Raw genomic sequence first — 25,293 nt, 5'->3', positions numbered from 1 at the left:
GCACAATGTTATGCCATTTCACCAAAGCGGCACTCTCTTGGAACAATTGTGATGACGTACTGTGTTTATCAACGCGTTTGTTAACCATTTTTTAATGTGTCTATAATCTACTGCCGATTTTATAGCCTGTCAACCTTTTTTCTGAAAAAAGTGATTCAGTTAGTGCGATTTTCGCGTGAAAGATGGATAATAGAGTAAAATTATGATTAGTTAGGAGGCCTGTAAATGGCTGATGACACAATTCCTAAGTGGCAAGTCAATCAAAATCGGCATACACGTTTTCGGACGATTGTTGGGGTCTTGCGCAAATACAACGTGTTAAGCAACTTAGCCCGTCAAAAAAATCCAGATCAAGTACGGGCCGCCTTTGAAGAACTCGGGCCAACCTTTATTAAAATTGGGCAAATTTTGTCGTCACGGACTGATATTGTGAAGCCAGAATTTGCAAATGAATTTAAGAAACTCCAAGACAATGTTCGTTCAGATGAGTATGCCGTCGTTAAAGAGACGATTGAACGCCAGACGGGAAAACAGATGTCCGAGATGTTTGCCAGCTTCGATGAGACCCCATTTGCGTCGGCTTCAATGGGTCAGACTCATCATGCAACACTGTTGAATGGCCAAAAAGTCGTAGTTAAAGTTCAACATCCCGGCATTGATGCGGAAGTTGCCTTAGATATTTCATTGTTTGAGCGGGCCTTGCCACTCTTACGATATATTCCAGATTCCTCGGTCATTGATTTGAGCGAAATGGTCGCCGAAATTAAACGGTCACTATTTAATGAACTTGATACTAGCATTGAAGTGCGCAATGGCACGCGTTTTTATCACTTAAATGATCATGATGATATTATTCGCGTTCCACATGTTTATGCGAAATATAGCACGCAAAAAGTATTGGTGAACCAATATATGTCGGGGACCAGCATTCAGCATTTTATGGCCAAAATGGTGCAAGCCGACGAAACCAGTGATCATCAGTATGACGAAGAACGTCAATACTTGGCACATGTCTTGGTGACAAACTTTTTGAAACAAGTTTTCGAAGACGGCTTCTTTCATGCTGACCCACACCCTGGCAATATTCTGTTACGTGAGTTAAAGCCAAGCGATATGGGCTATAACGATACTGTAGCGAAAAAGACGGGAATTATTGGTAAACGTAAACTGCCACCGTATCGTTTGGTCTATTTGGATTTTGGAATGATGGGGTCGATTAGCCCCAACTTGATGGACGGGATCGCCAATGTGGTGATTGCTGTCACTACTGAAAATACCCGTCAAGTTGGGAAGGCCATTTTGGCCATCTCTAATCGAACCGGTGAAGTCGATGAAGAAGCCTTTTTTAGTGAATTAGCCCCATTTTTAGGCCAGTATTATAATTCCGGGCTGGGCGACATTGATTTTCAAGGCTTGATTTTTGAAATGGTTAAAGTTTGTCGCAGCAATAATATCCAGGTTAATCCCGAAGTAACGATGCTGGGGAAGGCTTTTGGAACGATTGAAGGTATCGTCGAAACATTAGATCCTAATTTATCGATGATGGATGTCGCACGACCGTTTGCACGACAATATATGCGCGAACATTTGAATTTGCGCAATGAATTAGAAGATGGTCTGTTAGCCACCGCGCAAAGTTTGCGTGATACGCCAAAATTACCCTCACGATTACTTTCCGCTTTAGATACTTTTGAAAATGGTCAGACGCGTGTTAACATTGTCTTTTCACACCGCAAGATGTTTATTGATCGCATCGACACCATGGTCAACAAAGTTGTCTTGGCAGTCATTCTAGCGGCCTTGATTGTTGGCTCATCCTTATTAGTTCAAAGTCATTCGGATAATAATTGGATCACTTATATTGGAATTTTTGGCTATGTTACAGCCGTTGTCGTGATTATTGGGTTACTAATCGGAACGTTACATTCCTGGTATCGACACTGGCGGCAAAAATAATTCTATACAACGAGTAATGATAGTAAAATATGTTTTTAATTGGATATAATTCATGATTATATGTGAAATATAACATAATCGGGACCTAAAAAATCGGCTCACAAGACCAATGCGGTCAAGTGAGCCGATTTCATTTATATGTCAAAAATTAGTCTTCGCTACCCATGACACGTGCACAGTAGGCGGCCAGAATCGCGCCGACTTCTGGGGCTAAAATATAAACCCATAGATGTGAAAGTGCAGTACCACCGGCAAAGATTGCTGGTCCAATTGAACGTGCTGGGTTCAATGACCCACCAGTTAAGTTCAAAGCCACGATAATTAAGAAGGCTAAAGTAACCCCAATCGTGACGCCAGCGAAGTCACTGTTACCATGTGCGGCACTGGTGACGTTTAAAATAACCATTAAGAACAAGAATGTGACGAGCGCTTCTACAAAGAAGGCCATCCCAGCATTAATTTTTGAAAAATCAGTTTGACCCAAAGCAGTCGTTGATAGGCCCAAAGCACTGACGAAACTGCGAATTGCCGCAGAAGCCACAATAGCGCCTAAGATTTGACTAACGATGTACCATAAGGCATCCATTGCTTCGATTCGACGGTTAATTAACATTGCTGTTGTGACTGCAGGATTGAAATGGCCGCCAGAGATGCCCCCGAAAGCATAAGCAGAGACGGTAATTGCCAACCCGAAAGCTAAGCCAATCGTTAAAACGTCACCTTTAGCGACAACGACTGCGCCAGTCCCAAGAAAAACTAGCATGAACGTGCCGAGGAATTCGGCTAAATATTTGCGCATGAAAATTCACGCTCCCTTTTTAGAATAAGTACTAACTTGTTTCCATTTTACAATATTTTGTCATGAGTCGCTCGTGATAGACTCAAAATATTAATGATTTTGATAAGTTAAATACAAGAATATCGTTACGCTTAAAAGCGAGTATGCCACTAGCAACACCAATTATGTGATCTAATTAAAAATGTGATGTCGTTCGCTGATAAATTATTTTATGTAAACTGTCGAGGGTCGCTAGTCGATTCTAGTTGGTTCAACACACAAACTAACTAATTAGAACACACGTTCCCTTACGCGGCTACTTGTGATATCATTAGACAAGGCCCACATTCCGTGCCATGATAAGGATTAATACGGCTGATGGCCGTCAAAAATAAGTGATTTTTAGGAGGCTTTACCGATGCGCTTTTTACATACCGCCGATTGGCATATTGGCAAAAAGTTACATGGATTTGATTTATCTGAGGCACAAACCCACGCGTACCATCAGATTCGGCAACTTGCAATCGATGAACAAGTTGATGCAGTGGTCATTGCGGGGGATCTTTATGACCGCGCGATTCCAAATGAAAAATCTGTCACACAGTTGGATGAGATGTTGATTGATTTAAACTTGAAACAACATTTTCCAATTCTGGCAATCAGCGGTAACCATGATAGTGCCACGCGTTTGCGCACGGGGAGCCGTTGGTTTAAAGAAACTAAGTACTATTTAAATACAAAATTAAGTCAGGCTTTAACGCCAATTGAATTTGCGGACACGCAATTTTTCTTACTACCATATTTTGAACCGTTTGAAGCGCGGCGTTATTTTGAAGATGACCAAATTCGGACAGCTGAAGCTGGCATGATTAAAATTGTCGCGGCGATGCAGGCCAAATTTAACCCAGCCAAAAAGCACGTTTTAGTTGCGCATTTTTTTGCTGCTGGAAGTGAGCATGTTGACTCTGAAACTCAGGTGACTGTGGGAGGCTTAAATGCCATTCCAGTAGGCTTGCTTGCACCATTTGATTATGTTGCCTTGGGCCATTTGCATGGCAAAGATGCTTTGCATGCGGACCGTGTCCGTTACAGTGGCTCACCGGTGAAATTTTCAGTTTCTGAGGCACAGCAACAAAAGGGCGTGTGGATCGTGGATACCGACCCCTTCAAGATTGAATTTAAGCCATTGAGCCCTGAACGCGATGTCCGAGTATTGGAAAATGATTTTGCAACGCTCACCAACCCTCAATACTATCAACAACAAAAACAAGATGACTATTTAGCCATTCGGTTGACCGATAAACGCGTGATTCCCAACGTGATGCAGGCTTTACGAGAAATCTATCCTAATATTATTGAGCTGGAGCGCGCTGATGGCCCCGTGCTGACGGATACTGCCACGGCACAAATTGATCCAACACTTGATCCGATGACTTTGATGACCCAATTTTTTGAGCAGATGACTAATGATGAGATGACCGCGCAGCAACAAACTTGGGCGGCCCAAGCGCTCACGGCAGCGACTAAGGAGGACAACTAAGATGCGACCTTTAACGTTACAATTGGCCTTTTTTGGCCCCTTTCGTCAACAAAAAATAGACTTTACTAAATTTACTGATTTTCCAGTTTTTTTGATTAGCGGGAAGACAGGTGCAGGTAAAACGACGATTTTTGATGCGATGTGCTTTGCCTTGTTTGGCGGCACGTCTGGTGGCGATCGCCAAGTGAAGCAAATGCGTTCAGACTTTGCGACCTTTGATGATGAGACTAGTGTCACCTTTAACTTTGAACATCAGGGGCGGACGTATCAGGTCGTCCGTTTACCAGAACAAGAAGTCGCAAAAAAGCGTGGTGACGGTACCCATGTACAGCCCGCAGCAGTGACTTTGACGGTTTTTGACGAGGCTGGACAGGAAGTTGATGAGTTAACTAAAGTTAACCAAGTTCAAGCTTATATTCGTGACTTATTACAACTGACTCGTGAACAATTTTCACAAATCGTGTTATTGCCACAAGGTCAATTTCGCCAATTTTTGATGGCTAACAGTGATGATAAAGAAAAAGTATTGCGTGATATTTTTGGGACGTCGTTGTATCGCGATTGGGCGGATCAACTGCGGCGGCAATTGAAGCAGCAGCAACAAGTGAGCGCCCAAGCCACGCAGACACTACAAACCTATCAGCAGCAGTTAACTTGGACAGATTTAGCAACGGCTGAAGCGGCCAAGTTAGCGCCACAAGCGGCAGTTGACCGCCAATTAACGGCACAGGCGGCTCAAACGACACAACGTGCTGAACTGAAAACAACATTTGATGCGGCTAAAAAAGCGCTAGAAAAAGCCCAACAAGCTGAGCAAACGGGTCAAACTTTACAAAAAAATCATGATCAGTTAGCGAAATTACTGACTATACAAGCACGATTGACTGAGCAGCGACCAATCATTGAGGCACAGCGGACACAGGTCAAAACGTTGGAATGGGGTCAAGGCTTAGCAAATGCTGCACAACAACGTACCTTGGCACAAAAACAGGTGCAAACTGAATCCGCTGAACAACAACAGTTGACGACACGACAAGCTGAATTGACAACGGCACAAGCCGCAGCGAGCGCTACTGTTAAACGGTTGGCCGATCAACAAACGGTTGCTAAGCAACGACAAGCCGACATTACCACTTTGACGGGAAAACGCCGCGTTTATGAACAAGTGGATCAAACAAAGCAAGCCTTAAAGCAGGCCAAACAAGCAGAAAGCAAGCAACAGAACGTTCAAGCAACGACGACAGCCACCTTGTCTGAATTGACATCAGAGCAAACGACACTTACGCCAATTGGCGCCCAATTGCCAGAGTTCATGACGCAAGCGGCAGGTTTAACCACCCGGCAACGTGATTTGGCTGATTGGCATCAACAGCTAAGCGCTGTGAAACGGCAACAACAAGTGATTGAAAAAGCCCAACAGACGGTTACTCAGCAACAAAAATTAGTGACAAAACAGCAGGCTCAGGTGAGCGAAAAGGAACAGCGTTATCTACAATTAGATAGCGATTGGGCCAGTGCACAGATTGCGATATTGAGTCAGCGACTCTTGCCGAATCAGCCTTGCCCGGTCTGCGGCTCAACCGAACATCCACAACCGGCCCCTGTTGAAACGATTACGGTAACCGAAGCCGCCGTTAAAAAAGCGCAAACCGCGAGTGTTGAGGCAAACAAGAAGTTGGCTTCAGGGCAAAGTCAGTTAGCCAGTCAGCAACAAGCCGTCACGACGGCACAAGCCCAATTAACGAGTTTGATGACTACGCTTAAAACCGCAATCGGTGATCTTGCCGATGAAGCCGCGACATTAGCGACGATCGAAACTAAGCTGCAGACCGCAGAACAAGCATTGGCTTTAAAGCAACGAGCCAATGCCGACCAGATCAAACGCGCTCAGCAAGCGCAACAACGTTTAACAGCGTTAAAAACGCAACTTGCTGAAGTGACCGCCCAACAACAGCAACAAGCCCAAGTTGTCACGGCCGCCACGAACCAAGTGCTGCAATTACAAACGCAATTAACTGATCGGCAAAAACAATTATCGCCGGATTATCCAACTTTGACGGCCCTTGAAACTTATCTGAAACAACTCAAGGCTGACCAGGCCAAATATGAAGCAACCGTAAAACAGGCTGACCAAGCATTGGCTCAGTTAAATGATCAGTTGTCGGCCGTTAAGGCTCAATTGAGTACCACCCAAAAGCATTTGAATACGGCCCAGGCGACGGTGGCTAGTCAAACAGCGGACTTAACGGCCGCGATGACTGCGACATGGGGAACAGCCGACTTTGAACGATTGCAACAACTTCTTAGTCAGTTGCCAACGTTACCTGAGTTGCGACAAACGATTAGCGATTATGATCAGCAACGTTCGGGGTTACAAGGCCAACTGACAACGGTGAAGCAGGCGATTGCCGAGCGCCCCGCGCCTGATCTAGCGGCGCTATCTGAACAAGTTCGAACGGCGCAAACGGTGGAGCAACAAGTGGAACAACAGTATTATGACTTAGATCGTCAACTACGAGCTAATCAAGCTTTGGTCAAAAAAATGCAGACGACCTTGGCTGCGGTGCATGAGCAACAGGCACAGTTAGCGGAGCTCTCACAATTGTCACAAGTGGCCAATGGTAATGGCGCGCAAAAACTCAGCTTAGAACGTTTTGTGCTACAGACCTATTTGCAAAAGGTGCTGCACAAAGGAAATCAACGGCTGCAGCAGTTGACACGTGGGCGTTATCAATTCCAATTGGAAACGTCTTATGGCACTTATCGTAACGGGACTGGCTTGGAAATCAATATCTATGATGATAATGCCGGGAAAGTTCGTAGCGTGCATACGTTATCTGGTGGTGAGAGCTTTGTTGCTGCACTATCTTTGGCGTTAGCGTTAGCCGAAGTGATTCAAGAGCAAGCCGGTGGCATCAAAATTGATGCCTTGTTCATTGATGAAGGCTTTGGGTCATTAGATGAAGAAGCCTTAGAAATGGCCATGGAAACTTTACAACAAGTTGAAGGGCAATCACGGATGATCGGGATTATCAGTCATGTGACAGAGCTAGAAAGTCAGTTACCAGCACAATTACAAGTGATTCCAGAAGGTAACGGCGAAAGTCGGGTAAACTATCAGTTAGCATTTGACTAGCTGTTTCACGTGAAACAATCATGAAAATGGAGGAAAAAATGGCATTATCATATCAAGGACTATTAACCGCAGTACCGGTTGTTTTGAAGGCTGGTAATGTCCCCAACATTGTCGGTGAAGCGGGAATTGGTAAATCTGCGCTAGTTAGTGAGGTTGCCACACGCCTGGGAGCTAAGCTATTTACAACGGTCGTGAGTTTATCAGAAAAGGGTGATTTGGCGATTCCGGTACCGCCATTAACGAGTGATTCTTTTATTCAAACAAAAGCCTATGGTCAATTAGCAGATGTTCAATTTGGCTATGCTCACACATTGATTGAGATTATTAGTTATGCCGAAGCCCATCCGCAGCAACCAATTCTGTGGTTCTTAGATGAGTTCAATCGTGGAACTCAAGCGGTTCAAAGTGAATTGATGAACTTAGTTTTACAACGAACGATCAATACATTAACGCTACCCGCACAAGTTCAATTGATTTTAGCGGAGAATCCGGATGCTAGTATGACGGGCTTTGAAGGGAGCGACTATGGGGTAGTAGCCGGTGATGCGGCAATCAAGGATCGGACGGTGCGCTTGGTAATGCGCACGGATGCCGGGGATTGGTTACGTTGGGCCGCGGCGACAAATCCTAAAACGCAACAGCCCAATATTGCGCCATTGGTGCAGCAATTTATTGGGGAAGATGTCACACGATTGAATCAGGCGGATGAACAAGCTGACTTAATTGTGACTCCCCGCGCCTGGGCGCGGGTTTCGGCGAACTTGGTCGAATTAGAAAAGCTACCGGCAGCGGCTCGTGAACAAGTGGCGTTGGATATTTTTCAAGGTGATATTGGGGCAAATTTAGGCTATGCGTTTGAACAATATTTGGCCCAGCAAGCGATTCACTTAACGCCAGCGATGATTTATCACGAACAGCCTGCAGGTGCAGTTGTTCCGGCACCGGTCCTCAAACAATTTCAGGCGATGAGTGAACCTCAGAAGAGCGCCGTCTTACGCAGTTGCTTAGGCGTGACGAGTCAGTATCCGTTAACAGCCGATCAACATGCGGGTCGTTTTTTACAACTTTTGCAAGCGCTGAGTCAAGACGGCCAATTTGCGTTAGTGCAACAAATCGGTCAAAATCAGGATTTATTGAAACAACTTTATACGGCGAACGTCACTAAAACCAGTCCGTATGCCACGGCACTTTATCAGTATTTACAACAAGTGGCGAGTTGGTCGAATCAGTAGAAACGAGTGATCAGGATGTTAAATAATGCGGCGGAATATGCCCGTTGGCGTCAAAAAATTAATCAGCATCCAACCACGGCTTTAGTCGCTGCTGGCCAGACCATGGTCGATCGCGCTGTGATTGAGTTATTGGCAGCTGACCAATTTTATGGTGAGGTTTTAACACGTTTGCCACGCAAATCGGCGCGATTGAAGGCTGCATTTGCTCTGACCTGGCAATCAAACCAGCTAATATTGCAGTTTTCAGCAAGTCATTTGGCACAGACTTTTCCGCGTTTCGACAGTTTACAAGCTGGGTTAAAACATGTGGCGTTGCATATTGTATGGCAGCATCCATTGCGTTACCGGCAACAACTAACAACGCAGCGGCAACTGGTCACATTAGCAACCGATTTGGCGGTCAATCAATACGTTGATGGGTTACCGGCTGGGATGACCAGCCTGAGCACGGCACAAGCGTTAGTTAAAACGCCATTGCCGTTGAAGGCCGATTCGAGTGTGTATTTAAAGCTCTTGCAACCAGCACCGTCACCAGCTAAATCAGCTAGTCAGCCCGGACCATCAGCAACTGGCCAAGCACCACAAAAAAGTGTTGGTCACCAGCCAGCACCCCAATTAATCGATGATCCAAGTGGATGGCAAGCTAGTTCCGGTCAGTTGACTAATCCAAACTTAGCGGCAAATCGACTACAACAGTTAACCCATGATGCTTGGACACACACCCAAGAAGCTGGGCGGGGACTGGTGGCAGGCCAAGTAGTTGCGCACTTAAAAGTCAGGCAGGCACCGGCGGCTTTAAACTGGCGACGGTTATTAGTCCGTGGCTTGGGACAAATTCCAAGTGGGAAGAAGCCCTCCCGAGCACGCTTTAATCGGCGCCAACCAGCTCGTATGGAATTGCCTGGTCAAATTAGTGAGCTGCGTTTGAACGTGCAAGTCTATGTTGATAATTCGGGCTCCATCAGTGACCAAACACTACAGTATTTATTGAGCCAAGTGGCTAGTCTGACGCGGGCAATGGCTGTGACGATTACGGTTAAACCATTCGATGCCATTGTTCAACCGGGTCAAACTTATCAAGCCAGTCTGCCACAACAAGTTCGCTTTGTTCGTCAAGGCGGTGGTGGGACGGTCTATCAGAGTATCTTTGATGACTTAGCGCAGCATCATGTGACGAATCGGTCAACACTGGCATTGATTTTGACAGACGGGCGTGGTGAACGGACGGTGGCAACTGCTGGCTTTACCAATGTAATCTGGTTGCTGGCGCATGCGACGGATCACCTGTCCGTTCAACCAGTTATTGGTCAAGTGGTGACTTTACAAGGGGGCACTTCGCTAAATGGCTAACTTATTGAAACCAGCCGACATGCAATCGCTACTAACGCATGATTGGCGTTATCAACGTGCCGCGGCAGTGCTAAAGGGTCATTGGTTGCCCATCATCGCTGAAGAAGAACGGCCTTTTCGACAAATGATTCAGCCGGAAGACTTACAATTTGCGAAAGCTTTATTAGATAGTGGCACGTTGACCAGCCGTTTCCAGTTTGATCGTTATGCCGGGGTGCAAGCAATCAGTCAATACTTTGGCAACCAACTCAGCCCGGCTGCACAACGCTGGTTAGCTCAACCTTATATTTGAAACGAGTAAAAAAGGACCTGCAAACTGAAATTTGCAGGCCTTTTTAGCAGGGCTACTTTTGTAAAAATTGTCGCCATGCGTGTTGGCGTTGGTCAATATTAGGCTGTTGGCCCTGGCGAATCCGAGTTTGCAAGCCGATCCGTACTTCCAACAAACTCTGTGCCAACCCCATACTAGCTTCGGTATTAATGATGGTTTGGTTGGCTTGGCCTTTTAAAATAACTGAAGCCAATAGCGTAAGATAATCTTCATAGAACTGATTGGTGGCTTGTTTGACCGTTGCATCGCTTGCCCCAAATTCGGCGACGGCATTAGCCATTAAGTCCCCGGTTGGCTGATCAGTACGCGTCAAATCGCGACTGTACAACATCATTAGGACTGTTAATGGCGTCTCGCCGGCTTGTTCCAACGATTGCATCGCTTGTGCACAAGCGGTCAACGTGAGCTGATGGTAACGTTGTAAGGCTTTGAGGTAAATGGTGTGTTTGTCACCGAGCGCGTTGTATAAGCTCTGTTTCTTGACGCCACTGGTGACGACGATCTCATCCATGGATGTATGATAATACCCATTTTGCCAGAATAGTCGCATGATTAGTTCAATGACTTGCTCGTCACTAAAGGTTTTCTTGGCTGGCAAATGTTTCATTCCCTTCAATAAAGCAACTTATTTTTTCTAAGTATACCATAGACCATGACTTGGCCTGCTGAGGGTTGGATGTCGATTATCTGAGTATTTAAAATTTGATTTTAGTATATAAAGATACTTGTTTTTACAGTAACCTCTAATCAATAGTTGAGCCAATGTAATAAATATATTTGTTAATATGAATCATTGTTACATTAGTCCAAATATGAGAACCGTTAACCAAAGGCAATCATAGCAACTAAATACAGCCAATTATTCTGTTTTTATATCACGGCTTATTGGTTATGATGATGGCTACAAATAGCTAATAGCTGTTCTCATTTTAATTTAATTAAAATATAATATTAACGGGATGATTGATTAAAGGGGTAATCAGTTTCTCAAAAAACAAAAAATACAAATTATGAAAACCCTTGATAATAAACTGATTTGGACAGTTTATATAAAATTAATTGTATTTTGATTAAAATGAGAAACTCCACATAAGTCCGTTAGAAAAGGATTTTTGGCCGTTGGTTAACCCCTCTTATTAATTGACAGCGATTACATTGCCGTGATATATTTTGCGTGCTGATAGGATAAGTTTACAAAAAAAACTATTGGTAGCTATGTTTGGTTTTGTTAATTGACTAATTGTAAAGTTGGGTAAAGGATGTGATGACATGCATTGGAAAATTGGTTGCGCTAGTTTAATAACTGCTCTGAGTGGCCGCCCGCTCATTGCCGGTGCAGATGTGCAACGTGGAACTTATGATGTGACCGTCACACAAACTCACTCGGCGGGAACCAATCTGGATCAAGGGCCGCTGGCAGGGTTGCTGCCGCAAATGAATGAAAGCCAGCAATGGCTCTTGTGTGGGATTGGGTTACTCATCATTGGTCTATTAGGATTACTAATCAAAATTTGGTGGCAAAGCCGTCGACAAATAAAGGAGCAATCGTAATGAAGAAGACAATTGGAACACTTATCGCTGGGATGTCACTTTTCGCTGTTTTACCCTTAGCTGCTCAGGCTGCTGATACGGATACCCAAAAGGATACTACTGCAGAAATCAACTTGACTCAAGATGAGACCGCTAAAGAAATCACGTTGGAAAAAGCGCCAACAATTAATTTAGGGGAACATGTCAATGATTTGGCTTCTCAAGACTATACTGCCGAAGAAGTAACTGACTTAGTTGAAGTTAAAAACCCGGGTAATATCTCTGGTTGGCATGTGGGAGTTAGTGCAACGGCTTTCCAAACGAGTGGCAGTACTGGAACTTTACGTGGCGCGGCTTTAACCTTTAAAAAGGGGACTGTTGCAGCCGCCGATAACAACAATGCCTCCAAGGCGCCAACTGCTAAAGAAGTGACGATCAATACTGAATCGCAACCGATCTTGTCGGCTGACGAAAATGAAGGTATTGGGGTCTATGACATGTCACATACCACTGACCAGGTCAGCTTACTGGTACCGGCTGGTAACTCTGCTGGGGCTTACAAATCAACCTTAACTTGGACCCTTAGCAATGCACCATCAGGCATTGAATCGTAGGTTAATCAGTTAGCGCTGCACTGATGGGAGTGAGGTGTAACTGATGCGCGGGTTAATTTGGTGGTTGGCATTAAGCGGTGTTTGTCTTGGCGGCTGGTTAGTTGCACCAATGGCTGGCCGTGCCGCCACGCAAATGACGCAGTCGCAGATTGAGATTAAGATTACCCCTAGTGAAGATGATAGTGCGGTCAAGCCGGTTGATCCAGATGAGCCGTCGAAACCGTATCCTGGCGATGATGCCGATCCTGGTAATGTTGATGGGACAGGTTCACGGGGAAATTTAACAATTGATTATTTAAGTAACTTAAAGTTTAACAATATTACGGTGGCGAGTGGTCCAACCACGACCACCGCAAAGAATCAAAAAGCGATGGTCCAAATCTCGGATCGCCGAGCAACTGGTAGTGGCTGGACGTTGCAAGTTTTACCCAGCGCACCACGCAATGGGCAACAAGCATTAGCGGCGACGATTGATTTGGGGTCAGTCGAAATCAAACCGGCCACGACCAATGTTAGCACCGCCCCACAATTGGTTAATGAAGGTCATTTAACGGCCGGATCAGTCAATAATGTGTTAAAGGCTGATCAACAAGCTGGGCTCGGCACATGGCTATTGATCATGAACCGTGGTTCGCAACCGACGACCTTACACTTGGCAGATCAAAAATTTTCAGCCGGACACTATACCGGTACCCTAACTTGGTCATTAACGAATGCACCGAGTTAGCATTACTGTGAAACCCGTGACAACAGGCGTGAGTAACGCCTACCCAGCTTGGCAATCGGCAATTAAGATTGTGTTGCTGGTTAGGCGCTACTCAATGACATCCTGCCAGTCACGGGTTGCGCGCTACATAAAATTACCATTGAAAAAAGGAAGGGGTAATGACGATGAAAAAATTATTATTAAGTTTAACGGTTATTATAGGAGTGATTTTTGGTGGGTTGACTGTGGCACACGCCGAAAATTTGAACTACACGGTTTCGGCGGACTTGCCCCAGAATCAACTTAATTCAAAAGTGTCCTATTTTGATTTGAAAGTCACACCTGGACAGAAACAGGATTTGACGATTCGCATTAAGAATAGTGATTCTCAAGCGCATAAATATGTGATCACGCCAAATCGGGCGACGACCAATGATAATGGGGTCATTGATTATAGTCAAAGCAAAGCTAAGGCGGATGCCTCACTAAAGTTTGATCTCAAGTCAGCCTTGTCGAAATCACAAACGGTTTCGGTGCCGGCGAAGTCGACTAAAGCCGTCACGTTCAAATTAACGGTACCGAAAAAAGGGTTTGAGGGCATCGCGTTAGGCGGTATCAACGTGGTTCAAGAAACAACGGCTAGCAAGAAGAAGTCTAGTGGCATGACGATTGAAAACCAGTACGCTTATGTCATCGGGTTGCAATTACAAGAACAAGCTAAGGTGACCGCTAAACCTAAAATGAAACTATTGGGCGTAAAAGCCAAACAAGTTAATTATCGTAATTATGTCACGGCTAATTTGCAAAATAATCAACCTGTGATCATGCATGGGTTGAAGATCAAGAGTTACGTGACGAACGCGGGCGGTACTAAAAAAGTTGTGACTGCGGACAAAGAAAATTTGGCCATGGCACCAAATAGTAACTTCAACTTTGCTATTGGTGATGGGACGAAGGCGCTTAAAGCGGGAAACTACACGTTACATTTAACGGCGACCGCGGAAAAAGGCAACTATAAGTGGGCCTTCACGCGCAACTTCACCATTAGTGAACAAAAAGCTAAGGAATTGAATAAGACGGCGGTCGGCCAAGAGAAACAGACTAATTACTTCTGGTGGTTCGTTGGCTTCGGCGTAGTGATTGTGGCCTTACTCGGCTTAGTCATTTGGTTGTTACTCAAGAACCGTCGGCATGATGAAAAACAATAATTGAGAGGAGCGGATTGCGATGCGCAAGCGACTAACAATAGGATTATTAGCCGGATTAATGGTGATGGTGGGCTTAGGCTTCACCGCCATGCGGTCGCAAGCTGCGGACACTGATCCGACTGCGGCGTCACCATTAGATACGGCACCGAGTGGGTTAGATCAGTTAGACAAATTATTTACGGTTCCGGCCGTCTTTTCAGATGGCGTGTCAAATGCTGCGAGCATTCAAAATGTGACCAATTCAGCTTCACCTAATACGCAAGCAGTTCAGATTAATAATTCTAAACGCCAATTAGGTGGGGTTTGGTCAAGTGATACCAATCAGTTTGACTTAAACCAAGATACGACTTTATCCATGTGGCTCTACTTTGGGGCTTCTAAAAGCAAAGCCGGTGACGGGCTGGCGTTTGTCCTGCAAAATGATCCTAATGGCACCACTGCCGCTTCCAGTTACACCAAGCAAAACATCATCGGTGAAACGATGGGGGTTTGGGGCGTTGATGACGATAAAAGTCGAACGGATTCGGCGGAAATTGCGGCAACCGCGATTCAGAATAGTTGGGCGCTTGAATTTGATACGTATTCCAACACGTCGAGTTCCTATAGTGATGCCGGGAGTGGTAGTGCCTTTGATGTCGGCATTAAAGGTCAGCACATGGCAACCGGTTATCCGGGTTTAGCGGACACGTATATTAATAAAAAAGTCACGCAACTTTTATGGGCAGATCGCTATCTCTTTACCCAAGCACATACCAATCCAGTTCCGAGCTTGAGCTTGACGGATGCGGCTTGGCATCACTTGGTTTTAAAGTGGGATGCTAGCACTAAAACGATGACTTATACCTTGAATGATGTTAATCCTGATGGGTCGACCAATGCTAACCCAATCACACGTTCGGAAGTGATCGATACAAGTCAGTTCCATAGTACTAATGGCTTGGTTCACTGGGGTTTTGTCGGTACCAACGGGAGTAATGCTGGGAATAGTTTGGTCGTCTTCGAATCCATCACGCATTTAAATATTGATGTGGATGCGGATATGAAGGTCTTTGATAAGACGAAGAATCGCGAAGTGACCACTGGTAGTAAGGTAAAAGCCAATGATGAGTTGGAATATACCTACAATCTTAATTATAAAGACGGGCAAATCGATTGGGAGCGGATTACGGCAAACATCGATCTGCCAAAAGCGGTGACCTTTAGCGAGGCAACGATTAAATACGCGGATGGCGCGACTCAGTTCTTAAAAGCGCCTGAAGCTGGCGCCGAGAGTGTGACGTATGACATTGGGAAGAATCTGCATGCTGGCAATGCCAAGGCGACGATTACGTTGACCGGTAAAGCCGATAGTGTCAAAGTTAACACGCAAACAACGGCAACGGATGCCGTTTTCGCGAATGAAAAATATGAAGCTAAAACTACCGCACCGGATTACCTGATTACAGTTGCGCAGCCATTGACACTCTACATTCCAACTCAGGATTATACGATTGATAACGGTAGTGATTTAAAGATTTCTGGCCTAGTGTTAGCCGAAGACTCAGAACAGCTGACCAACAGTTGGATTACGGTTTATTCCGAATTAAACGGCACGGATTTAGATCCTTTTAGGCTAAGTGATGATGATGAATCTGGGGTATTGAGAATAGCCTTGAAGTCAAATCAGCTGCATGTTGGTGATAATACCTTAGATGTGTATGTGATGGATGATGACGAAAATACGTCAGATACGGTTCATATTAAAATTCATGTGACCAGTGGTTCGCTCGGCTTCAAGACCGTTGCCAGTGCCAGCAAGTTTTCAGCTATTACGTTAGACGGTAAGGCCCAAACCTCGCAGCGAGAAGATGACTGGGAATTAGTTGTCGCTGATGATCGTGGCAAGGGATCTAGCTGGCAATTGCAAGCAAGTGCCGGTGACTTTACGACTGAAGCTGGTCGCAAGTTACCTGGTCAGGTCGTCTATAAAAATGGTGACCAATCAACCGTCATTAATGGGTCTGGTACCGTGATTGACAGTCACGAAAGTACCAGTGATGCGGATGAATACGATGTGACAAAAAATTGGACCAAAGATACTGGGTTATTGTTTGAAACTAATGCGGCAGCAACACCTGGGGCATATTCTGGAAAAATAACGTGGACGCTTTCAAATGCGCCAAGTTAACGTTTTAAAAAGCTATCACCGACTTTGTGTTGGTGGTAGCTTTTTGAATTGTGGCTAATATAACTAAAGGTTGAAAGACTCAAAAGTATCACAAATGTTGTCGTATCGGTAACCCATAAGCCTAAAGTAGACTCACCTAAATTTAGCGCTCCGTCAGTCAAAATCGGTGTGCTGTGGGGGACGTCGCCAGCCAAGGTACGGTCTGACGCCTCAATTCCAAGCCGACAAAACCCGTCTTTGAATTGCCCCGCGAGATTAGTCAGCCAAGAACGCCGATTAATCTCGCCGACACTGCACACCGATTTTGACTGACTTAGCTGGAGGTTGTTGCTGATAGCATCGGACGTGCAGGTGGTGTTTGACCGGCGTTCTTTTGCCGGCCTTACACCACCTGCACGTCCGGGAGATTTGAGGCTTTGGCAAAGTTTCCGGGCGAGGTTCAAGACGTTTCTATGGCTTGAACCGGTCCCTCGACCGCATGTTATCGGCAACAACCGGAAGCGGCAGTAGTCGACTAGTTTTCATTACCGGATTGTTGACGTAGTGGTGCAGACCGGCAATTTTTAACTTTCAACCTTTAGTTGATTAATTTGAATACCGAAGTTTAAGCAGGTTTGTTCAAAAAGGGCTTGTCGTTTTTTTGATGCATGCTTGGGACTTAATTGTAAATCTAGCGTATCCAGTTCATCAAGTGTGTAACCATCATCGCTCAGAATATAATGTCCAGCATGTTTTTCAATGAAAAGTTCAATGGTATCGTGATATATGTCTACGAAAGGGGTTTGAATGGTTGTAAAGTTTGCTTGTGGTTTGAATACCTGTTTTTGCGTTACCCAATCTAAATAGGCTTGTTGCAGGGAATGCGTATTGATACTCACGGCTAACACCTCGCTTTCTTTAATGATATCTGATAATCGACCGCCACAACAAAAATCCCTGATGCTAGCTCGTATCAGTTAGCATCGGGGATTAGTTTTATAGGAGGTCAGCAGAATAAATTATTCAGTTACTTTACTTGCGGCTTGGGCAATCGCGGCTTGGCCGAGAATGTTCAAGTAGTTAAATGGCCGGTCGTAAGTTGGTTGGAAGAACATGTCCACAAAGCCTAAGTCATCAATAGTGTTGTTGTTTTGAATCAGCACTGAGATCGTGTTGGCTGATTGAGAAACATCGTAGTCACTCATGAATTGTGCGCCTAAAATAACGCGAGTTTCTGGATTGTAAACCAATTGCATCAAAACTGGCGTTGTTGACGGCATAAATTCTGGCCGGTAGTTATCTTCAACTGTCACTGCAGCGGCAGGGATGCCTTCTGCTTTTGCATGTTCCAAGGTCATCCCAGAAGCAACGATAGTTTTACCAAATAGCATCAAACCAGAAGTAGATTGGGTTCCCATGTATTTCCGAGTTGGCTTGAAGATATTCAGCCCAACTAAGGTCCCTTGCCGCACCGCATTCGTTGCCAATGGAATATAAGCATCTTTATGGGTTGGGTTATAATGCACTGCGACTGAGTCACCGGCCCCATAAATGTCAGGGTCAGAAGTTTGCATATAATCATTCGTTTTGATTGAACCGTTGGCGTTCATGTCCACTTTACCTTTGAGTAAGGCGGTGTTTGGCCGGAACCCAACGCACAAGATAGCCATGTCAGCGGTATAACTGCCTTTATCGGTCGTAACGGTGACTTCATCGCCATCGCCACTGAACCCTTTGACCATCTGACCAAGGGCCATTTCAATGCCGTGGTCGACGAAATCTTTTTCGATTCGGTCGGTGTATTCTTGATCTAAATATTTATTTAAAATCCGTGGTAAGCCATCGATCAAGGTCACTTCTTTACCTTGACGTTGATAGGCTTCGACTAATTCAGTCCCAATATAACCACCGCCGATGACGATCACGCGTTTGGCTTCCTTGGCATCCGTCCAGAGCTTTTGTGCATGGCCCCAGTTTTTGCAAAGGTAGACATTTGGGTTGTCGATGCCATCGATTGGTGGGATAACTGGCCAAGAACCGGTTGTCATAATTAGCTTGTCATAGTGATCCGTTTTTTCTTCACCATTAACTAAGTCGGTAACGGTTACCGTGTGTTGGTCGGTGTCAACGGCTGTCACATCATGTTGCATGTGGACAGTTGCCCCAAGTTCAGCTAATTTTTCTGGACTAGAATAGAAAAGCCCTTGAGGGTCGGCGACTTGACCGCCTAGATAAAGCGCAATGCCACAAGAAAGGAATGAGACGTTGTCATTTTTTTCGTAAATCGTGACGTCTGTTTCAGGGTTTGAAGCCAAAATCTGATTAACCGCAGCGGTGCCGGCGTGGGTACAACCAATAACGATAACTTTCATATTTAAAACACTCCTTAGTTAATGTGTGTCAATTCACAATTGAAATTGTACAACATGTATTTGCTAACAATTTTATTGTACTTGATTAAAAGCAAAACACAACCGTAAAGCGGTTAAAAGTTAACAGCACTCATTAATCGACTGATAATCAAATGCTGATATACCGCTGATAACCAAAGTTGATGATTTTGATATTTCTTTATAAAAATAGTTAACCACATGTCATAAAATCATTATAAAGGTCAATTGATGAAAACGCAATCATAAACAAAAAAGACTCACAAGCTTGTGAAAGTGAGTCTTTTGCGAGCGTGAGCTTAGCGGGTTAATTTAAAATCTAACGGGTCGGTGGTCATGACTGAGAAGCCTAATTCAGTGAAGATCTTTGTCAGTGATTGATCTGGTTGTGACAAGTGCACGCTTAATTGTGTTAGTCCGAGTTCATGTGTGGCGAACGCTGTTAGACGTGTATAGATTTCAGCTAAAACGGCAGGTTGTTGTTGTGCTGGCAACACCGTGACGGTCAGCGTCGCAGTGTTAGCGGTTAAATCCAACGGCGTGAAGCCGGCGATCCCAATCAGTTGATCGGTTGTACGTTGCGTAATCCCCCATACAAGTTTTTGATCATGAAAGATCTCACGCATCGTTTGATTGATGCGGTCTGCGACACTGAGAATGGTTGGCTGCTGCCTAGCGTCAGTTTCCTGAATTAACGTCAAAACGTCTTTGACGCGGGCTTTGGTCAGCCAATCAAATGTATAATGGGGCGTTAAAATCGGATGGTACTTTTCTAGCTTAGGCATCAATAGGACTCCTTTTAAAAACGAAACGAGCCCGGATAATCCCGGACTCGTTTTGGGTCACCGGATAATAGTGGTTATCCGGATTAAGTTAAATTACCAGATTTTAACCCGTTGGTCGGGAGCGAGGTACATTGGATCTTCCGGCGTAATGTCAAAAGTAGTATAGAAATCATCTAAATTCTTAGGTTGCACGTTAGCTCGTAGTTTTGCGGGAGCATGCACGTCAATTGAGAGCAATAATTGCATATATTGTTTGGTGGCTTTCATCCGCCAGACCATGGCCCAATTGGTGAAGAAGGCGCTGAGATCAACGTCGGCTTCATTCTTAGCAGCTTCTTCGGCACAACTTAACCCACCAGCGTCCGCGATGTTTTCGGAAACGGTTAGGGTCCCGTTGACCTTGGCGCCAGCGAATTCGAGACCATCAAATTCGGTGATCATCGCTTTAGCAAGTTCCTTAAAGTGGGCAGAATCTGCTTCAGTCCACCAATTATGCAGGTTCCCAAACTCATCAAACAAGGCCCCGTTGTTATCAAACGCATGTGAGATTTCGTGGGCAATCACGGCCCCAATCCCACCATAGTTTGCGCTGGAGGATTGTGCCAAACTGTAGAATGGTGCTTGCAAGATGGCCGCTGGGAACACGATGATGTTCATAAAGGGATGGTAGTAAGCATTGACCGTGTCAGCGCTCATTTCCCAACGGGTCCGGTCAGTTGGCTGGCCCCATTTAGCGAACATATCTTTGCGCGCAATGCGACCAAAGGCCAGCACGTTACTCAAGACACTCCCACCATCCGCAGCGGACAGGGTATGGAATTTCGTATAAACGGCTTCCAATTTGTCAGGATAACCGACCTGGATGCCTAAATTGTTCAGTTTAGTGACGGCTTTCGCACGCGTATCCGCACTCAACCAAGTATTTGCTTCCAAGCGCCGTTTATAAACACCAATCATTTTTTCGACCATTTGATGAACATCGGCTTTAGCTGCTTCACCGAAATAGGTATGACCATAATATAAGCCCACGACTTGATCAAAAGCCCCAGCTGCGAGGTAGTACGCGCTCTTAGCTTGATTTCGAGGTTGTTTTTGACCAGATAACGTCCGCGAATAAGTGGTTCCCAGCGTCCGCATCTCATCACTCAAATAACCACTCAACCGTTGAACGAGTTTGGCCTTCATCCAGTTTTTCATCATCTCAAAGTTTTCGGGATTAACGACTTCGTTGAAATGATCAAAGAATGCGGGTTCTGGCAAAATAACCGTTTCTGGGTTGCCATTGATCACAGAGTACGTAATGGCAGCTAAATCGAGGTACTTGCTGTCATTGGCGAAGTCTTTGAATGCCCGTGGATTATACATTTTACTATAATCGGCGGCTTCTTCGGCACTCTTGACCCATGGGACGATCAGCCGGTCAAATTTCAGCGTGTCAGCCACGATTTGTTGGGCTTCGACTTCTTTATAACCGGTTAATTGAAGCAATTGCGTCATCATTTGACCGTAAACAGCTAATAATTTAGGGCCGGACTCATTACCGTCATCATAGTAAGTCTTGTCAGGCAAAATCGTATTCGGTGCCTGTGCAAAGAGGGCGTTGACCTTGGTATTTTTCATATCGGCATCGACGTCCAAACTAAATGGTAGTGGTAAGCCATCGTAGAGCCAATCGGGCATCCGTTGCTGGAGGTCTGCGAAGTCGCTGAGACTATCGATCTGTTTCAAACACGGCAAGATTGGGTTAGCCCCCGCAGCGTTCCGCTGTTTGAAATCTTTGGTTAATTGATAAAATTTAATGAATTCGGCTAACTGTGGGTCATTTGGTGCCGTTTCACCCGCAGCCATGGCATCAAAATCGTGCATTAACGTTTTTTCAATCGCATCAACGAGGTCCATGAAGCCACCGGTTGAAGCATGATCGTCGGGAATTTCGGCGGTCTTGAGCCAGTCACCGTTGACGGCGTCATAGAGATCTTGTTTAACTGCTGCTTGACTGATTGTTGCCATTAAATCCACTCCTCGATTAATTTTCTAATACAGCTTTAATTATACCGTAGATTAAAAATGAGAGCGCAAAAAAAGGCCGAGTTTTCCCCGACCAACATAAATTTATTCCACTAATAATAATTGATCCGCGTCATTGATCTGAATGATCTTGCCTGGCTTTTGCGTGATCAGACCGGCCTGCTCGAAACGGGTCAACTTTCGACTAATCGTTTCTGGCGTCGTGCCTAAAAAGGTTGCGAGGTCTTTTTTCTTCAAAGGTAATTTGAAAGCAGGTTCGTTTAACGATGCGGCTGTTTCGGTCAAATAATTGGCTAAACGGGCTTCCACCGATTCGGTCGCCGTACTGGTTGTCTGCCGTTCCAGTTGCGTTAACCGTTTACCGAACACATTCAAGACGTTGATACTGATACTTGGATATTTTTGCATTAATTTTTGGAAGTCCTCGCGTCGAATGCTACAAACATCCGTTGGCACCAAAGCTTCCCCGTAAGACGTCCGATGCTTCGTTTCAAATAATGCCGCTTCGCCGTCAATATCCCCAGTTTGTAATAAATATAATAATTGCTCCCGACCATTTGCTGCAAGTTGATAGACCTTTGCTTGACCACCGGAGATGATCATTAGCGTGTCTAACGGATCATCGGCGTTAAACAACGTTTCTCCGGGTTGATAATGATGATGCTGCACGATGGATTCGATCGTATCGAGTTGATCTGCCGCGAGTTCTTGAAAAATAGGTACTAATTGAACACACTCATGAGTTGCTTGTGCTGCCATGGCGATAACCTCCCTTATATTTCATCATAACTATATCAGAATTTTTGGCGAGTTGGGTTTAAATGCTCACTAATATAGTAGTTTGCATGGACTTGATTTACGTTTCCCTAAATTAAGCGGTCAGTAAATGCCTTTTTAGAACACAATCATCATATAACGAAAAAAGATTTTATTTCTTGACGGCGGTCAAGTTCTTATCAACAAATTCTCGTTATGATAGACCCATCAAATAAGAAATCAAACAACGGAGGGTGTTAAAAATGACAAAAGCCATTATGCAATTAGACACGTTGACTTGCCCATCGTGCCTGACTAAGATTCAAAAAGCGTTGGCAAAACAACCCGGTGTCCAGACGGTCAAAGTGTTGTTCAATGCTAGCAAGGTTAAAGTTAGTTTTGATGAAACGTCGACGACCGCCGAGACGCTGGCCGATGTTGTGACTGAGTTAGGCTATACCGTTAAACAAATTAAAGTAAAAGCTGCCATTTCTTGATGGTGGTCAATTTCAAAAGCCGGCTTAGCCGGTAAACTAGAGTCAATCAATGAGATTTAAACTAAGCGGAGGTAATCATTATGGCAAAAGCAACGATGCAATTAGGCACATTAACTTGCCCATCATGCATGACTAAAATCGAAAAAGCCTTAGAAAATCAAAACGGGGTTGAAAACGTCAAAGTGTTATTCAATGCCAGCAAAGTCAAAACTAATTTTGACGAAGGCGTCACGGACGCTGATAAATTAACGGATGTTGTAACTGGCTTGGGCTACGAAGTTCAAAGCGTCAAGGTAAAATAGGAGGAATCCCCATGAGTGAATTAACTATCGAAGATCAATACGCAGCGGAACTAAAACAGAGTGACATCGATCATCATACCCCGACGGCGGGAGCAATGACGAATCACATCTTGTCGAATTTACTGGTAGAATATGTCAAATTAAACCAAGTAAAATGGTACGTGAAGGGCGCAAACGCGTTTGGATTACGCTCAGAATATGCTCGTTTATTAGCGTTGAATACGAAGAACTTTGCGGACTTAGCCGAATTATTGCTTGATGAAAACCAAAAACCTTCATCAACAACGGCGGAATTAACGAAGTATTCAATGTTGGAAGAAAATGGGGCTTTCAAGTACAACGACGCCAACACATTGGTTGCCGCGACCATTCAAGATTTCGATACTGAAAACCTCTTTGTCGACCGAGCCATCAAGTTAGCCGAAAAGGAAGAACGTCCAGCATTGGCTGCCTGGTTAGTGGGCTACCGTGGCGGTAACAACCGCAACATTCGTCAATTACAAGCCTTCTTGGGCAACGATGCCCGGACTGGTTTAGACGAAGAAGACGATGATGATGACGAAGATTAAACGTTAATGAAGTAAAAATAGCGACTTTGGATTAGTCTGTGAGCTAATCTAGGGTCGCTATTTTAGTGACGTCAATGAGGGTGATTCTTGTTAAAAAGATTATGTAAAATTTGTGTTGCTTTTGGGTACGATTAATACTTTAGACACAGCGGCATGGTATGATGTCCTCAGCATCACAAGCAAAGCGGACATGCTTGTTGACCAGCCAGTGCACGGTGCAATTGTTCAGAATGGTTAATTGAGGGATGAAATTAATGACAAGTGTTTTTAAGATTTTAAATTGGTTGCGGGTGGCGAGCAATGCACAAATGCGGCTGTATGATGCGGATGAATTAACTTTAGCAAGAGCTATGCGCCTGCTATATTATGTTCAAGGAACTCATTTAGCATTATATGGTAAAAAAGCCTTTACTGATGAAATCATTGCCTCGGAAAAAGGCCCCATTGTTCCAGCTGTACAACGTGATTATCAAGGACAAACAGCGATTGTTGGGGAATTGACGCCACAAGATGTGGCCGATTATCAAGCAATTTCAGAAACTTCGTCGTTGGGACAAGTTCTAAATGCAGTTTGGCTGGCATTCGGCGATTTGTCGACGGTTGAATTAGTTAAGCGGACACATACAGAAAAGCCATGGCGACAGACAACTTTAGGACAGCCGATTGCGCCGGCATTAATGGCCGAGTATTTCACACAAGAAATTGTCCGCTAGTTGGCAAAAATCAAACGATTTAAACAACCAATTGAAGTACCACACTATGTTCAAAGTACAAAGTTTGTCCCAACTAAATTAGCTTTTAATGTCCCACTAAAAAATGATGTAATCTTTATATCACGATAAAATGACATCTGTTGGTTTTCCTCATAGCTTGCGCTATACTAACGCTAACGAAAACTGGAAGGTGGGAGCCAACGATGTCAATCAGTGAAATCATTATTTGGACGTTTGTCTTCATCTTAGCAACTGGCTTTATTACTGTGATTTCGACAGCGGTGTTAATGCGTCGAGCCAAGAATCGCCCAACTGATGAGTTTAAAGGCACTCCCAAAGAAGACGATTGGGATAAGGACAGCTGGGCTCACGACGATTGGAAAAAGGGTCACTGGGACGATAAATAACTGAAAACGACAAAAAATCCGCCATGGCGCGGATTTTTTTAGGATTATTTTGTTTTTAACAATAAATCCAGTGACTGTTCTAAATTTTTGACATCTGCATCGGCCATGTTATCGACGCAGTTGTTAATATTACGGGCAATCACGAGCTTCATTGCCTTGTCGATACTCGATTTGACCGCTGAAAGTTGGACTAGAACTTCATCACAAGGTCGATCGTCGGCCATCATGCGCAAAACACCGTCAAGCTGGCCGGCAGAACGTTTTAGGCGCGTCGTAATCTGTTTACTGGTGACGTAATGTTCTTCAGCACTAGCCATAA

At 44.7% G+C, this 25,293-nt stretch carries 24 protein-coding genes; 16 read left to right on the top strand and 8 right to left on the bottom strand.

Going from position 1 to position 25,293, the window contains the following annotated elements:
• Window positions 1-225 precede the first annotated feature (225 nt).
• A complete protein-coding gene (locus RA086_RS13510; protein WP_308704295.1) occupies window positions 226-1,956 on the top strand; it encodes an ABC1 kinase family protein in 1,731 nt (576 codons plus the stop codon).
• A gap of 148 nt (window positions 1,957-2,104) precedes the next feature.
• Here the strand turns inward: RA086_RS13510 and RA086_RS13505 are convergent, their stop codons facing one another.
• Window positions 2,105-2,755: an MIP/aquaporin family protein gene (locus tag RA086_RS13505; RefSeq protein ID WP_308704294.1), complete on the bottom strand. Its 651-nt coding sequence runs from the start codon at window positions 2,753-2,755 to the stop codon at window positions 2,105-2,107.
• 397 nt (window positions 2,756-3,152) lie between these two features.
• Here RA086_RS13505 and RA086_RS13500 point away from each other — a divergent pair, with 397 nt between their 5' ends.
• Genes RA086_RS13500 through RA086_RS13480 form a run of 5 tightly spaced genes read left to right on the top strand, consistent with a single transcriptional unit; the run spans window position 3,153 to window position 10,284 of the window.
• Window positions 3,153-4,274, top strand: coding sequence for an exonuclease SbcCD subunit D (locus RA086_RS13500; RefSeq protein WP_308704293.1), 1,122 nt, complete (start codon window positions 3,153-3,155; stop codon window positions 4,272-4,274).
• A 1-nt stretch (window position 4,275) separates the two neighbouring features.
• Window positions 4,276-7,410, top strand: a complete 3,135-nt coding sequence (locus RA086_RS13495; protein WP_308704292.1) for an SMC family ATPase — start codon at window positions 4,276-4,278, stop codon at window positions 7,408-7,410.
• 38 nt (window positions 7,411-7,448) lie between these two features.
• A complete protein-coding gene (locus RA086_RS13490; protein ID WP_308704291.1) occupies window positions 7,449-8,642 on the top strand; it encodes a P-loop NTPase family protein in 1,194 nt (397 codons plus the stop codon).
• A gap of 15 nt (window positions 8,643-8,657) precedes the next feature.
• Entirely contained in the window at window positions 8,658-9,992 is a 1,335-nt protein-coding gene (locus RA086_RS13485) for a vWA domain-containing protein (RefSeq protein ID WP_308704290.1), read from the top strand.
• Entirely contained in the window at window positions 9,985-10,284 is a 300-nt protein-coding gene (locus RA086_RS13480) for a hypothetical protein (RefSeq protein ID WP_308704289.1), read from the top strand. The genes RA086_RS13485 and RA086_RS13480 overlap by 8 nt, the downstream gene beginning before the upstream one ends.
• 52 nt (window positions 10,285-10,336) lie before the next feature.
• Here the strand turns inward: RA086_RS13480 and RA086_RS13475 are convergent, their stop codons facing one another.
• On the bottom strand, window positions 10,337-10,930 hold the full coding sequence (locus RA086_RS13475; RefSeq protein WP_308704487.1) for a TetR/AcrR family transcriptional regulator: 594 nt from the start codon (window positions 10,928-10,930) through the stop codon (window positions 10,337-10,339).
• A gap of 662 nt (window positions 10,931-11,592) precedes the next feature.
• On the opposite strand from RA086_RS13475, the gene RA086_RS13470 reads away from it, so the two are divergent.
• From RA086_RS13470 to RA086_RS13450, 5 genes are all read left to right on the top strand, one after another.
• Entirely contained in the window at window positions 11,593-11,874 is a 282-nt protein-coding gene (locus RA086_RS13470; RefSeq protein ID WP_308704288.1) for a cell surface protein, read from the top strand.
• Complete coding sequence (locus RA086_RS13465; RefSeq protein ID WP_308704287.1) at window positions 11,874-12,467, top strand: WxL domain-containing protein; 594 nt, start codon at window positions 11,874-11,876, stop codon at window positions 12,465-12,467. The genes RA086_RS13470 and RA086_RS13465 overlap by 1 nt, the downstream gene beginning before the upstream one ends.
• 43 nt (window positions 12,468-12,510) lie before the next feature.
• Window positions 12,511-13,194, top strand: coding sequence for a WxL domain-containing protein (locus RA086_RS13460; RefSeq protein ID WP_308704286.1), 684 nt, complete (start codon window positions 12,511-12,513; stop codon window positions 13,192-13,194).
• 164 nt (window positions 13,195-13,358) lie between these two features.
• On the top strand, window positions 13,359-14,381 hold the full coding sequence (locus RA086_RS13455) for a DUF916 and DUF3324 domain-containing protein (protein ID WP_308704285.1): 1,023 nt from the start codon (window positions 13,359-13,361) through the stop codon (window positions 14,379-14,381).
• A 19-nt stretch (window positions 14,382-14,400) separates the two neighbouring features.
• Window positions 14,401-16,548 carry a lectin-like domain-containing protein gene (locus tag RA086_RS13450; protein WP_308704284.1) on the top strand — a complete coding sequence of 716 codons (2,148 nt, stop codon included), beginning with the start codon at window positions 14,401-14,403 and terminating at the stop codon, window positions 16,546-16,548.
• A gap of 563 nt (window positions 16,549-17,111) precedes the next feature.
• Here the strand turns inward: RA086_RS13450 and RA086_RS13445 are convergent.
• From RA086_RS13445 to RA086_RS13425, 5 genes are all read right to left on the bottom strand, one after another.
• The gene (locus tag RA086_RS13445; RefSeq protein WP_308704283.1) at window positions 17,112-17,426 is read right to left on the bottom strand and encodes a DUF1828 domain-containing protein; all 315 of its coding nucleotides are present in this window, start codon (window positions 17,424-17,426) and stop codon (window positions 17,112-17,114) included.
• Between the two features lie 120 nt (window positions 17,427-17,546).
• Window positions 17,547-18,899: an FAD-dependent oxidoreductase gene (locus RA086_RS13440; protein WP_308704282.1), complete on the bottom strand. Its 1,353-nt coding sequence runs from the start codon at window positions 18,897-18,899 to the stop codon at window positions 17,547-17,549.
• 317 nt (window positions 18,900-19,216) lie between these two features.
• Complete coding sequence (locus RA086_RS13435; RefSeq protein WP_308704281.1) at window positions 19,217-19,702, bottom strand: GNAT family N-acetyltransferase; 486 nt, start codon at window positions 19,700-19,702, stop codon at window positions 19,217-19,219.
• A 93-nt stretch (window positions 19,703-19,795) separates the two neighbouring features.
• A complete protein-coding gene (locus RA086_RS13430; protein WP_308704280.1) occupies window positions 19,796-21,712 on the bottom strand; it encodes a M13 family metallopeptidase in 1,917 nt (638 codons plus the stop codon).
• Between the two features lie 102 nt (window positions 21,713-21,814).
• Window positions 21,815-22,489 (bottom strand): Crp/Fnr family transcriptional regulator, encoded by a 675-nt coding sequence (locus tag RA086_RS13425; protein WP_308704279.1) that lies wholly within the window; start codon window positions 22,487-22,489, stop codon window positions 21,815-21,817.
• 260 nt (window positions 22,490-22,749) lie between these two features.
• On the opposite strand from RA086_RS13425, the gene RA086_RS13420 reads away from it, so the two are divergent.
• The 5 genes from RA086_RS13420 to RA086_RS13400 all read left to right on the top strand — a co-directional run bounded on the left by RA086_RS13420 (window position 22,750) and on the right by RA086_RS13400 (window position 24,974).
• Complete coding sequence (locus RA086_RS13420) at window positions 22,750-22,983, top strand: heavy-metal-associated domain-containing protein (protein WP_308704278.1); 234 nt, start codon at window positions 22,750-22,752, stop codon at window positions 22,981-22,983.
• An 80-nt stretch (window positions 22,984-23,063) separates the two neighbouring features.
• On the top strand, window positions 23,064-23,285 hold the full coding sequence (locus RA086_RS13415) for a heavy-metal-associated domain-containing protein (protein ID WP_308704277.1): 222 nt from the start codon (window positions 23,064-23,066) through the stop codon (window positions 23,283-23,285).
• Window positions 23,286-23,296: 11 nt separating this feature from the next.
• On the top strand, window positions 23,297-23,854 hold the full coding sequence (locus RA086_RS13410) for a ferritin-like domain-containing protein (protein ID WP_308704276.1): 558 nt from the start codon (window positions 23,297-23,299) through the stop codon (window positions 23,852-23,854).
• Between the two features lie 254 nt (window positions 23,855-24,108).
• On the top strand, window positions 24,109-24,567 hold the full coding sequence (locus tag RA086_RS13405) for a Panacea domain-containing protein (protein WP_308704275.1): 459 nt from the start codon (window positions 24,109-24,111) through the stop codon (window positions 24,565-24,567).
• 203 nt (window positions 24,568-24,770) lie between these two features.
• On the top strand, window positions 24,771-24,974 hold the full coding sequence (locus RA086_RS13400) for a hypothetical protein (protein ID WP_308704274.1): 204 nt from the start codon (window positions 24,771-24,773) through the stop codon (window positions 24,972-24,974).
• Between the two features lie 44 nt (window positions 24,975-25,018).
• Here RA086_RS13400 and RA086_RS13395 read toward each other — a convergent pair whose 3' ends face one another.
• A complete protein-coding gene (locus RA086_RS13395; RefSeq protein ID WP_308704273.1) occupies window positions 25,019-25,291 on the bottom strand; it encodes a metal-sensing transcriptional repressor in 273 nt (90 codons plus the stop codon).
• Window positions 25,292-25,293: the final 2 nt, after the last annotated feature.

This window comes from Lactiplantibacillus brownii, assembly GCF_031085375.1.
Taxonomy (GTDB): domain Bacteria; phylum Bacillota; class Bacilli; order Lactobacillales; family Lactobacillaceae; genus Lactiplantibacillus; species Lactiplantibacillus brownii.
Note: the sequence above shows the minus strand (reverse complement) of the source record. Positions and strands in the feature narration are given on the sequence as shown.